This is a genomic window from Nostoc sp. NMS7 (assembly GCF_017115085.1).
In the GTDB taxonomy this organism is placed as follows: Bacteria; Cyanobacteriota; Cyanobacteriia; order Cyanobacteriales; family Nostocaceae; genus Nostoc.
In genome coordinates this window covers 1-12,211 of record NZ_JABXKJ010000255.1, presented here as the reverse complement: position 1 = coordinate 12,211, position 12,211 = coordinate 1, and the positions used below count along the sequence as shown (strand labels likewise).

Sequence of the window (12,211 nt, the reverse complement as noted above, 5' to 3'; positions counted from 1 at the left end):
GTCCAGCATAATATGTACTGAAGAACCAAAAATATTATTAATTACTAATGATGATCTCGGCGAACCCACCCCTACTTGTTCAATAATCAAATAAAATTGCTATAGTTTGATATTGATTACTTAACATTGATAATTATTAAATAATTTTTTCTTAATTGCCAGCTTAACTTTCTTAACTTTCTTAACTTTCTTAAATACCTGAGAATAATTACTTATTAACTGTCTTAACTGACCTTGAAAATATATTTAATTAGTGATATATATTTAGTTGAAAAACAATTTACTTTAAGGAAAACTCTATGCCTAGAAACACAGTCAAAACAGTTGATGTCGGAGTGATACCATTCTTTGCGCGTTTCCTGGAAGAGCAAGCTACTGAAGGAACAGAGGTTCCTTGGACTTACAAGTTTCCTTCAGATTTGGAAGATAAATAATTTATTTATTCTATCTACATCTGAAAGTACCTTTATTATCGGAAATAACCTTGTAATTGGCTGAATCATAGTTTAATAGAGTAGCAATTGTCAAATAACTAAAAACTGCTCATATAAACGCGATCGCTTTCATATTGCCTTATCCATAACATGGAGGTGATTGCTTTTTGTAGCTCACTAAATTTTTCAAAAAGTTTTGGTTATAGAAAGGAATTTAGTTGCTATTGCTTAATAGCTACCTCATAAAAATATCAAAAAAATATTTTATGCACCTGTCTCGTGATGTTGTTTTATTAATCACCCACAGTGGTGATTTCTTCACAATAGATAGAGTGGCAGAATCCTTATCAAAAAAAGGGGTGCAACCATTTCGTCTAGATACTGATAAGTTTCCTCTAGAAGTGCAATTAACAGCACATTTTGATAAGTCTAAAAGCTACCACACTATAGAATGTAACAACCACTCTATCAGCACAGAGCAGGTGCAAGTTGTATGGATGCGCCGCATTTGGGAACCAAAACTGAGTCAAGAATTAGCGCCAAAGTTCCGAGAAGCTTGCATTAGAGAATCACAAGCAACTTTAGATGGTTTTTGGGACAGCCTGAAGGAAGCTCGTTGGGTAGATAATTTAGAGCGGATAGATTATGCAAGTAACAAGCTGCGTCAACTGCGAATTGCGTCTGAAGTAGGTTTTGTTATTCCCCAGACTCTTGTTACTAACAAAGCCCAAGCAGCACGAGAGTTTTTCCAGCAAGTCAAGGGCAAAATGGTGAGCAAGCTCTTAACTGCTCTTTCTCGCAGTATGGAAGCTAACTCCTCGTTTTTTCTTTACACTAGCATCGTCAAGGAAGAAGACTTACAAGATGCCGAGTCACTACGCTATTGCCCAATGGTTTTTCAAGAGCAAATTCCAAAGCAACAGGAATTACGGGTAGTGTATGTGAATGGTAATGTATTTGTGGGGGCGCTAAATGCAGATATGTATGTAGCAGCCAAAGTTGATTGGCGTAAACCTGGTGTTGAGGTTGGCGCATGGCAACATCACCAGCTTCCTGATGAAGTAATTCGTCGTCTCAAAGCCTTTATGGGGAAATTTGGGCTGTTGTTTGGAGCGTTAGATTTCATCGTCACACCATCAGGCGAATACGTCTTTTTGGAAATCAACCCTGTGGGGGAGTGGGGAATGCTGGAAAAGGATTTACACTTACCCATTGCAAGTGCGATCGCAGATGCCCTACTTCAAAGAAAGAATGAATGATCAAGAATTTAATATTTGATACTAGCCTGCGGCAAGCCACCCAAAAGGTGTCTAGATACTTCACACTTCATGCTTTTTATGACCGTATTAATAGTCACGTTTAGTAAAGACAACGAAAGTATTCCTCTAGTCATCAAAGAAATTGAGGCTAGAGGAGAAAAAGCATTTCGGTTTGATACAGACAGATATCCCACTGAAGTCAAACTAGATATTTACTCCGGGGATACTGAACGGGTAATTATTACTGATGGCGAACAGAAGCTCGATTTGAGTGAGGTATCCTCAGTTTGGTATCGGCGGATGCGCTACGGACAAAAAATCCCCGACTCAATGGACAAGCAATACAGAGATGCGTCAATTAACGAATGTCGCGCCACTGTCAGGGGTATGATTGCTAGCCTTCAAGGATTCCACTTTGATAAAATGTCCAATGTGGATCGGGCTAATAATAAGCAACTACAATTGCAAGTTGCACGAGAAGTTGGTCTTGTAACTCCACATACTCTGACTTCAAACAATCCAGAAGTAGTCAAGCAATTTGCTCAACAATGTAAGCAAGGTATAGTTACCAAAATGCTTTGTTCCTTTGCTATTTATGATCAGCAGGGGCGAGAAAACGTTGTGTTTACCACTCGAGTTACAAATGATGATCTGGAGAATATGGAAGGACTGCGTTTTTGTCCGATGACCTTCCAAGAAAATGTGCCCAAGGCGCTGGAGTTGCGGACAACTATTGTCGGACACCGCGTATTTACTGCCGCAGTAAATTCCCAAAGCTTGTCAGGATCTACTTACGACTGGCGCAAAGAGGGGAGAGCCTTAGTTAAAAATTGGCAACCCTACGACTTGCCAGAAGATATTGAGAAAAAGCTGCTCAAACTGATGGGTTATTTTGGCTTAAACTATGGAGCAATTGATATTATTGTCACCCCCGATGGTCGCCATGTATTCCTCGAAGTTAACCCAGTCGGGGAATTTTTTTGGATGGAGATATATTCACCACACTACCCCATTTCGCAGGCGATCGCAGAAGTATTACTGACTAATAAAAATTAAGGAATTGAGCCTTGTGTATTTTTATTGTCTTCTATCCTACAGGTACTCAGTTCAACAACACGTTTACAATAGCGTCCTATAGAGAAAAATAGCTGCTGTCGCGTCTACATTCCTACCACTTTGAAAGTTTTTAGTGAGATTTTTTTTTATTAACTTTATTGATATTAAATCACGTATTTAAAATTACTAATTATTGATATTTGGAGATTAAATCCTTGTGATAAACCTAGTAAATACACAAACAGTTTTAACATTTGATGGGGTAAATGATTATATAGATTTTGGCAGAAACGATATTGGCGGCGTTTTCGCTCAAGGGAGTTCAGCTTTTACGGTTTCAGGATGGATAAATCCACATGAACTAACAAATAAAGCCACTAGTTATGGGACGCGCAATGTATTTTTTGCCCGTTCTTCAGAGAGATATAGCGATAATTTTGAATTCGGCATCAGTGAAGCAGGAAGCCTAGATGTCTACATTGATGAAACTGTTAGCAAGGGTATCAAAACCTTTGGGCAAGGAGAATTAACTATAGAACAATGGCACTTTTTTGCTATTATTTTTAATAGTGGTCAACTAGCCGTATACCTTGACGATCGTGAATACAACGATTCTCTTAGAGGTTCATCTTTAAACAAAGCCACAAGTTCTATAACTCTGGGAGCAACTTTACACAAACAGGTCTATTTCAAAGGACAATTAGCAAACATTAGCGTTTGGAATTATCCTTGTACTCAAGCACAAATCCAGACTCATCGTTGTGGGTTAATAGTCGGAGATGAAGAAGGATTAGTGGCTTACTGGAAATTAGACGAAGGGCAAGGTACAACTGTCAAAAATCAAAAGCGAAAGTCTTATCAAGGAAATTTTCGTGGTAATCCTATTTGGACTTTAGCAGAAATTCCATTCGCAACACAATCATCAAATCCAGTTCCATTTGCAGCAGAATCATCCAATCAAGAAGATATTCAAGAAGAGATCCAAGCTGAGACAGCAGTTATTCCCGAAGAAAATATCTCACCACTAACTACAAGTTTATTAGCAGCAACGGTATCGTTAGTAAGCGACGGCGAAGACCAAGCAAAGGAAATTCAACAGATAGAAATAAACAGCGAAGAATCCGAGATTATTCCAACCGCGATCGCTCTCCAGCCACATGACGAGGAAACCAAAACAGACCAAACTGAAGATCCCGTCAATATCCAACAAGCACAAATATTAACTCAGGAGGAATCGCCAGAAACCATGAATACAAAAGCCCGTCCCAAATATAAAATACTTTCTATTGATGGAGGCGGTATTCGGGGCATTATTCCTGCATTACTCCTATCAGAAATTGAAAGGCGGACACAAAAGCCTATATTCAGTTTGTTTGATTTAATTACTGGCACTTCCATCGGCGGAATTTTAGCACTTGGACTAACTAAACCCCGATTAAGTTCTGATGTATCTGATAACTTGTCAGTAGCTGAATACACTGCTGAGGATCTCCTACAGTTATTTATTGAGTATGGGGTAGAAATATTTTATGAGCCGTTGTTTGAAAGACTACTTGGCCCGTTAGAGGATATATTTATACAGCCAAAATATCCTTCCGAAAGCAAAGAAGAAATTTTCAGGCAATATTTTGGTAACGCCCTTCTAGAAAATAATCTCAAAGAAGTTTTTGTAACGAGTTACGATATCGAGCAGCGAATTCCGATATTTTTTACAAACAAACTAGAAAAAGAGCAAATAGAATCTAAGAATTTTCAGAAGTTATGTGGGGGTTTTTCGCTCCTAGATGCAGCATTGGCAACTAGTGCCACTCCGACTTATTTTGCTCCTCATCGGATTGTAAACCCTCACAATAGCGGCATCGCCTATACTTTAATCGATGGTGGAGTATTTGCTAATAATCCAGCCCATTTAGCTATTTTAGAAGCACAAATTAGTAGTAAACGAAAAGCCCAAAAAGTCCTCAATACAGAAGATATTTTAGTAGTTTCTTTAGGTACAGGTTCGCTGACGAGTGTCTACCCTTATAAAGAAGTCAAAAATTGGGGACTCTTACAATGGGGAAGACCACTTTTAAATATTGTGTTTGACGGTGGTAGTGAAGTGGTAGCTGGAGAATTAGAAAAGTTGTTTGAACCTAGCGATCAAGAAGCTAAAAGTTTTTATTATCGCTTTCAAACATTGTTAGATAGTGAACTAGAAGAAATAGATAATACCAAACTCCAAAATACTCGTCAGCTACAAGCTATAGCCCATCAACTAATATCTAACAAAAGTCAACAAATCGATGAATTGTGTAGTCTTTTGTTGGGCTAAAATTAGATTTCTTACATCTTGCACCAACTAACTGGTGCAAGATGTGAGATTTTTAATTTCTTCACAAAAGAAATTAGTAATGACTCTCTTAGTCATGTTTTCACTTTATAAGGATTGTAGGTAAGTATAATGGATGAACTCGTCAAAAAAATTTCCGGTTTAGGCCTTCCTGGTATACTTTTCGTGATTGCAACGGCTGCATCAGGGGGTAGTGTCGCCGCCGTTGTCGCTATGCTTTCATCGCTGGGTGGCCCTTTAGGTCTCTTAGGAGGTTTAGGCTTGCTTGGGCTGGTAGGTGTTCTAGGAGAATATATAGCGGGATTTGGAATTGAAAACGTTCTCAAGCTCATTTATACAGAACGTAGCAAAACTGAATCTGTCAGATTTCTTCTCAAAGAAATTCAAGAATTGCCCATTTCAGATGAGTTAAAACTCAAACTGAAACATCATATTAGCCCAGTAGTCGTTACTGAGCCTGACCAAGGCCCTTTTCCGAGAACAGTCGAAATTGTTGATGACGAACCATTGACCTAGTGCATTCGATTTGATCCCTCTAGCCCCACGCCAGTCGCTACCCTGCCTTAGCGCTTACAGCGTAGCTTGCTTACAAGTCGGGAAACCCACTCACAGCGCTGGCTCCTTTTAAAAAGGGGGGAATTTAGGGGGATCTACAAATCTCGAATACAACACCATAAAAGTTTTCATATATTCTCTAAAAGGAAAAATGGTCTCTGAGTTTAACTTAATCAGGACTTACGCAAACAATAGCCCAAACCCAGATTTTACAGTACGGGCAATTCATGAATTGCCCCTACGCTGTGTAGTTTTGCGTAAGTCCTATTAATTCTCAAAGGCCATTTCAAAATTCCTAGTGTAATTAGTAACGGCTACATTTTTAGAATATGCAAACTCCATCTGTGCGTGAGCAAAATACAACAAATCCTTTTTCAGCCTTGATTCAATTTTGGCAGGATGTGAAAGTAGTTGCTCAACCTTATTGGTATCCAACAAAAGCAGAAGGAAGAGCATTTTCAGATGTGATTCGCTCATGGGGAATGCTCATTTTTTTAGTATTATTAATATTCGTAATTGTCGGTGTAAATGCTGCAAATAGTTACTGGAATCGCTATGTAATTGATATCGTTATTGAACAGAGAAACCTTGATAAATATAATAGTACTTTATGGCTTTCCAGTCTCATTATTTTAGGGATGGTCTTGTTAGTAACTCTTTTGAGATATGTCAGAAAAAAAATAATTCTTGACTGGTACAAATGGCTAAATATTCATGTTTTAGAAAAATATTTAAGCAATCAAGCTTATTATAAAATCAATTTTAAATCTGATATAGATAATCCAGATCAACGCTTATCCCAAGAAATAGAACCTATTACTAGCATTGGCTTGAGATTCTCATCTTCTTTACTAGAAAAATCTTTAGAAATGGGAAGTTCTTTGATAATTCTCTGGACAGTTTCTTCACAAATCGCAATTTATTTAGTTATTTATACAATTGTAGGTAATTTAATAGCTGTTTACTTGAATCAAGGAATAAATAAAGTTAACCAAGAAGAACTTGCATTTAAAGCAGATTTTGCCTATTGCTTAACTCATGTTCGTAATCACGCTGAATCAATCGCTTTTTTTCAGGGGGAAGATGAAGAATTAAATATAATTCAGCGCCGATTTAATAATGTTTTAAAAACTGCTGAACGTAGGCTGAATTTAGAGAGGGGACAAGACGCTTTTGGCAGAGCATATCAGTCTGCCATTAGCGTATTCTCAATGTTCATTCTTACACCTTTATTTCTTCAGGATCAAATTGATTATGGACAAATTAACCAAGCTAGTTTTGCTTGCTTTATGTTTTCTAATGCTTTAGGAGAACTAATAGCCGAGTTTGGGATTTCAGGGCGATTTTCTGGCTATGTAAAGCGTTTAGCAGAGTTTTCAGATGCGCTACAGGTTGCTAGTAAACAACCAGAGAACGTCAGTACTATTAAAATTATAGAAGAAGAACGTTTAGCTTTTGAGAACGTCACTTTACAAACGCCAAATTATGAACAGGTAATCGTCGAAAACTTATCACTAGCTGTTCAGCCAGGAGAAGGTTTATTGATTGTTGGCCCTAGTGGTAGGGGTAAAAGTTCTTTGTTGAGAGCGATCGCTGGTTTGTGGAATGCGGGGACTGGCCGTCTAGTGCGTCCTCCCTTAAAAGAAGTCTTATTTTTACCCCAACGTCCTTATATAATTCTGGGAACTTTGCGCGAACAGTTGCTCTATCCTCACACAGACAGGAAAATGAGCGATCGCGAACTTGAACACATTTTGCAACAAGTTAACCTGCAACACTTACTTAGCCGTGTAGACGGCTTTGATACAGAAGTTCCTTGGGAAAATATATTGTCTTTAGGAGAACAACAACGCCTCGCTTTTGCAAGGCTATTAATTACACATCCTAGTTTCACTATCTTAGATGAAGCAACGAGTGCTTTAGATTTAAATAATGAAGGTAATTTATATCAACAGTTACAATCAACGAAAACAAATTTTATCAGTGTTGGACATAGAGAAAGCTTATTTAATTATCATCAATGGGTATTAGAGCTTTTACAAGAGTCTAATTGGCAACTTGTTTCTATACAAGATTATCAATTGCAAAAAGGAATTGCTATTAAACCAGTTGAAAAGGAGCAAATGACGATAGATATTTACCCTAAAAATGAACTCAAAATGAAACCAGAATCAGCAGCGAGCGCCACAATTATAGGACTTTCTCATAAAGAGCTTCAGACATTGACAGACTATTCTATTACTACGATCAGAACCAAGGCTAGTCAAGAAAAGTCTGTGACTACTAAAAATGGTGTAACCTACCGCTATAACAAAAACCCGGAGGTATTGAAATGGGTAATAGATTAAGCCTATATGGTTAAAGTCATCTCAGATAGTACAGGTTTACCTAGCGTTTTCCTGGAAATTGATTATTATATCGACAACAGGGATAAGCGTCTGAAGCTACGAAAGCTAGATTGGGCGTTATCTCAACCTAATGTGCAAAGCGTGACTGCTGGATGCGATCGCGATAATATAAGTTCAAAGCGACTCCTAGAAAAAATTGGGATACAGCTTGTAGAATCACGAGAGAAAATCCTAGTATGGAAATTATGCAAAACAGATACGGTAAAGTAATTTTGTTTGCTTTAAAAAGAATAGCTTGACTTAATGTAATCACAAAAATTTTAAGGTGTTGAAATGAGTAAGAGTCTAGTAACTATTTGTATATTTCAAAAAAAGTGATGCTAACTATAAAGCAAAAACAATTAGTTACTTATAAATCTATTACGATTTATGAAAAACCTTACAAATTTCCTACTTTAAAAAATCCCAAACTAAAAAAAGTTCAAAGAAAAATTAGAAAATGCCAAAGCATAATTAAAGAAGGTACTAAATATCATTCTTATTTTTGGGGAATAATCAAATGGAAAAAAGAAATTAGTCAAGGAGAAACTTTAGCAGAGGTTAAATTATTAATTAGAGATTATATTCAACTTCTTGATTTTTTAGAAACTTATAAAAATAGTTATCAAAAATTTTTATTAAATTTTATAGATGACTGGAAAAATCTGTTTAACCAAAAATATTATGAAATTAGAAAAGTAAATGAACAAATAAGTAAGTTAGAGATAAAGAATCATGAAAATTCTCAAATAATTGACAAGTTAAAATGCGAAGAAGAAGAAAATTTAAAATCTATTTTGCTGTTAAGTAATACTAACTTTTTAATTTTAGAGAAAGTAAAACTACTCAGTGAAGGAATTAAAATTTTAGCGGAAGATACCAAAAATCAAAAGCAAGCTATTCAGAAAATACTTAAAGATATAGAGGTGTATCAAGAAATTTATGAATACCAAGTCAGAGCTACAAAAATTCGTCAAGAAATCGCAAAAATAGCTGAAACAGCAATTAATCTAGAAAAGTCTCTACAAGATTACTTTAGTCCGTTTCAATCTTTAATAGATGATGTAGTAAAAGTAGATGCAGATTTTTACACAATTGTAGGAGAAATTCAAAATTTAGCAAGTAATACTCTAAATTTTCAAGTTAATTTATTAACAATACAAGATACTAGTACGATATCTCATGATATCCTCAATTTATTAGTGGCAAGTTATGATAAAAAAGATAGACTGCAAGATGCTTTTTTTCAGTCACAATTATTAGATTTACAGGTTCATGACTTTGATTTAAGTAAAGATGAGATAACTTTAAATCAAGCGATTTACTTAATATCTAATTATATGTCTACTCAACTGCTTGCTCAAAAGAAAGTGCTAGGAATAGAAGAAACAGATATTGCTTTTGATTATTCTCAACTTTTTATCGAGAAAACAGAACTGCCGGAACAACCTAATAATGATAAGGATATTGAGTTTACCACAGAATTTAAAAGTAATTGGAATATTGATTACAGTAAATTGCAAAACCTTCTTTCACAGCACAAGTGGCAAGAAGCTGATATTGAAACAACTAAATTAATGCTACAAGTCATGGGCAAGAATGATTGGAATGAAGTTTATAAAGAAGATATTCTTAACTTTTCATGTCAAGCTTTTCATAAAATTGATCAACTTTGGCAACAATATAGTCATGGTTACTTTGGCTTTAGTGTTCAGCAAAGTATTTGGAACGAAATAGGCGGTCAAATAGATTATGAAACAGAAAAAAGACTTGGCGATCGCCTGGGTTGGCGAAAAGAGGGAAACTGGTTAAATTACGACCAACTAACTTTTAAATTATCCCCAACGACACCGATGGGACATCTACCAGTTAAATGGTTACATTATGACCAAAATATATTAGACACGCCTTCACATTCATCTACAGCCCCCCTGTCAATGGCAGCTTGGCGAGTTGGATCTTGGCTAGTATGGCAGATGCACTTATTTTTTACTCGTGTCAAAACTTGTCATGAAACTTTACCATGAGTCAATCGCACATTATTTAATAATAGGGGAGAAAACCAATGAATAATATGAATTTATCGGATACAGAAATAGAAATTTTGCTTTTTGGAAAATGGCGTTTTAATACAAATTGGGAAAAAATTTCTATCGAATTTAAAGATAATATGACTTATGAGCAAACTAGAATTCAAACGTTTCTTTTATCTAAACCCAGCGAATTGATCACGGGTAATAAATTTACTGGTGTATGGCACGTAAATGATATAAGATTATGTTTAATTGTTAAAACTGTTCCTAAATCATTTTTCAATTTGCAATTACTGATATTATCTAAAGTAGATTTTGCAGATATGATAGCTAGCATATACTCTATATTTATAACAGAGAATTATGAAGTTATCGAAATTAATAGATCAGAGTTTCTAATAAGCAATAAAAATCAGAGAATCGCTGGTATAAAAATTAATTAATTCTTTTTGCATTCTTGTAATATTAACTTAAAAAATCTAGGTAATATATTAAGTCTGTGTAAATTTTTATAATCCCGTATTTTGGTAGTATACTTCTTGAAATTAATTTCCAATATTAATATAAATAATATTAATTTTATGGATAGAGAGCTTAAAAAAGCTTAGATATTGTAAAATTTATTGTGCTAACATAGTTTAGTGCCACTAAGACTAACTCTAACTTGAATTTAAGTCGTTTTTACCTTACTTATGTATTCCTAGGTAAATACGTTCCTCCAGCTTGAAACCTGATATTGCGAAGTTCAGTTCCTATCAATCCATAGGAATTAAACTTCTGGTGGTTCCATCCTTTTTAGGAATTGGAATTTCCCGTAAACCGCTATGATGCCAGTTGTTATACTGGGTCTTGAGTGTTATTTCAAGTGCAAAGCGTTCCTTGAATGAGAGGGATTTTTTGCCATCGATACCTGCTGTCTTCTTACCAGCGTTTAGCTGTGATACTTGTCTTATTGCAAGAAATCGAGCCGAGGTGGATTTCATAATAAGCTTTTGGAGTAACCGCGCTTTCCGCTTGTCTCCAACTTGAACAGCTTTAAATACACGATGAGTGAAGGCGGAAAAGATTTCGGCGGAATTTCTTCCACGGTAAGGCTTTCCAAGATTCACTAGTATGTCTACTGTGTCTAATCATTTTCTCTTCTGGAGTTTGTATTTTCTGAACACCTCAGACCAATTACGGTCTGTCCTACCCGAATTGTGAGAGTTCCGCTTCTCGTCTAGCCTACTTGGGGTTCGACTGCCCCAGGACTCACAAATCGTTTTTATTCGTTCCCTCGGAGACATTGATCGTTCCGTTAGATGTAGCCACTTCGACTACTGGATTCCCTAGACTCTTGCCGGTACTACACCGCGTGTTCGGCGGGAATGAACTCCAGTAGAGTCAGGGGTTTTGTGTTGCGCCCTGCTCACGAATGAGTCGCTTTTCTAGGCTCTATTTCATCATAGGAACTCCCCATTAGCGCCAGTGTCAACCCGCAACGGTCGTCTGATTGCGCCCTGTTCCCAACTTCACTCTATAAGAACCGAGCTTATTCGGTGTGGGCAGGTAAGGAGTCAATTCTGAGTCTGAATGCCAAGACTTGCACTTGCATCTGACCGAGAGTTCAGCCTTTAATGACAGTAATCTGCTGTCGGGCTGGCTTAGTTATGTACGGTCTGATTACCGTGATTCACTAAGCAACGAATCGCACCAGTGTTGTCAGTGCGATCGCTGCCCCTGCTACCAACGAAGCGATCGCTTATTCTACTCAGAAGGTGATGATATTGTCGTCAGATTCATCTTCCCTGATGCTATTTTTTCCTCTAAGAATTGAGGGCGATCGCACTGATATATTATTTCCTCTCTACGAGACGCTACTCCCTCCCGTTCGCTTGATAGGTGGGGCGTAGCTTGCCACCAACTCTACAAGACGCTCTGCGCGTTCGGCATTGCTCATCATAACCCATATATAAAGTTTCCTCTCTTCTCTTCTTAGGCTGCGCCAACGAGACGCTACTCGCGTTCGCTTGAATCGGAAGAGCGATGTCTACTTTAAGGGGCTGCGACGCTCCTGCGTCGCTCTAAGCGAAGCTATGCCGAAGGCTTTACGCTGCGCTATCGGTGTCGCTTTTTTTGATTTTTTGTCCGTCTCTAAGTCATAACTATAACCATG

At 36.9% G+C, this 12,211-nt stretch carries 9 protein-coding genes and 1 pseudogene; 9 read left to right on the top strand and 1 reads right to left on the bottom strand.

The annotated features are described in order from the left end of the window. Window positions 1-299: 299 nt before the first annotated feature. The 9 genes from HWQ38_RS36770 (at window position 300) to HWQ38_RS36730 (ending at window position 10,499) form a co-directional block, all read left to right on the top strand. Window positions 300-434, top strand: a complete 135-nt coding sequence (locus HWQ38_RS36770) for a microviridin/marinostatin family tricyclic proteinase inhibitor (protein WP_292804303.1) — start codon at window positions 300-302, stop codon at window positions 432-434. Between the two features lie 266 nt (window positions 435-700). Further along, entirely contained in the window at window positions 701-1,693 is a 993-nt protein-coding gene (locus HWQ38_RS36765) for an MvdC family ATP-grasp ribosomal peptide maturase (RefSeq protein ID WP_292804300.1), read from the top strand. Between the two features lie 78 nt (window positions 1,694-1,771). Further along, on the top strand, window positions 1,772-2,749 hold the full coding sequence (locus tag HWQ38_RS36760; RefSeq protein ID WP_292804297.1) for an MvdD family ATP-grasp ribosomal peptide maturase: 978 nt from the start codon (window positions 1,772-1,774) through the stop codon (window positions 2,747-2,749). A 217-nt stretch (window positions 2,750-2,966) separates the two neighbouring features. After that, window positions 2,967-5,063 carry a patatin-like phospholipase family protein gene (locus tag HWQ38_RS36755; RefSeq protein ID WP_292804294.1) on the top strand — a complete coding sequence of 699 codons (2,097 nt, stop codon included), beginning with the start codon at window positions 2,967-2,969 and terminating at the stop codon, window positions 5,061-5,063. A gap of 129 nt (window positions 5,064-5,192) precedes the next feature. Next, entirely contained in the window at window positions 5,193-5,597 is a 405-nt protein-coding gene (locus HWQ38_RS36750; protein ID WP_292804291.1) for a hypothetical protein, read from the top strand. 368 nt (window positions 5,598-5,965) lie between these two features. Beyond that, window positions 5,966-7,984 (top strand): ATP-binding cassette domain-containing protein, encoded by a 2,019-nt coding sequence (locus HWQ38_RS36745; RefSeq protein WP_292804288.1) that lies wholly within the window; start codon window positions 5,966-5,968, stop codon window positions 7,982-7,984. Window positions 7,985-7,990: 6 nt separating this feature from the next. Continuing rightward, window positions 7,991-8,254 (top strand): GNAT family protein, encoded by a 264-nt coding sequence (locus tag HWQ38_RS36740; protein ID WP_292804286.1) that lies wholly within the window; start codon window positions 7,991-7,993, stop codon window positions 8,252-8,254. A gap of 107 nt (window positions 8,255-8,361) precedes the next feature. Beyond that, window positions 8,362-10,050, top strand: a complete 1,689-nt coding sequence (locus HWQ38_RS36735; protein WP_292804283.1) for a GUN4 domain-containing protein — start codon at window positions 8,362-8,364, stop codon at window positions 10,048-10,050. A 38-nt stretch (window positions 10,051-10,088) separates the two neighbouring features. Then, window positions 10,089-10,499 (top strand): hypothetical protein, encoded by a 411-nt coding sequence (locus tag HWQ38_RS36730; RefSeq protein ID WP_292804280.1) that lies wholly within the window; start codon window positions 10,089-10,091, stop codon window positions 10,497-10,499. 327 nt (window positions 10,500-10,826) lie between these two features. Here HWQ38_RS36730 and HWQ38_RS36725 read toward each other — a convergent pair. Beyond that, window positions 10,827-11,190 (bottom strand): annotated as a pseudogene (locus HWQ38_RS36725) (reverse transcriptase N-terminal domain-containing protein); the annotation flags it as partial. Window positions 11,191-12,211 lie beyond the last annotated feature (1,021 nt).

Excerpts from the sequence above, each read along its gene's own strand:
- HWQ38_RS36770 (WP_292804303.1), top strand. The coding sequence starts at position 300 with ATGCCTAGAAACACAGTCAAAACAGTTGATGTCGGAGTGATACCATTC.
- HWQ38_RS36765 (WP_292804300.1), top strand. The coding sequence starts at position 701 with ATGCACCTGTCTCGTGATGTTGTTTTATTAATCACCCACAGTGGTGAT.
- HWQ38_RS36760 (WP_292804297.1), top strand. The coding sequence starts at position 1,772 with ATGACCGTATTAATAGTCACGTTTAGTAAAGACAACGAAAGTATTCCT.
- HWQ38_RS36750 (WP_292804291.1), top strand. The coding sequence starts at position 5,193 with ATGGATGAACTCGTCAAAAAAATTTCCGGTTTAGGCCTTCCTGGTATA.
- HWQ38_RS36745 (WP_292804288.1), top strand. The coding sequence starts at position 5,966 with ATGCAAACTCCATCTGTGCGTGAGCAAAATACAACAAATCCTTTTTCA.
- HWQ38_RS36740 (WP_292804286.1), top strand. The coding sequence starts at position 7,991 with ATGGTTAAAGTCATCTCAGATAGTACAGGTTTACCTAGCGTTTTCCTG.
- HWQ38_RS36735 (WP_292804283.1), top strand. The coding sequence starts at position 8,362 with ATGCTAACTATAAAGCAAAAACAATTAGTTACTTATAAATCTATTACG.
- HWQ38_RS36730 (WP_292804280.1), top strand. The coding sequence starts at position 10,089 with ATGAATAATATGAATTTATCGGATACAGAAATAGAAATTTTGCTTTTT.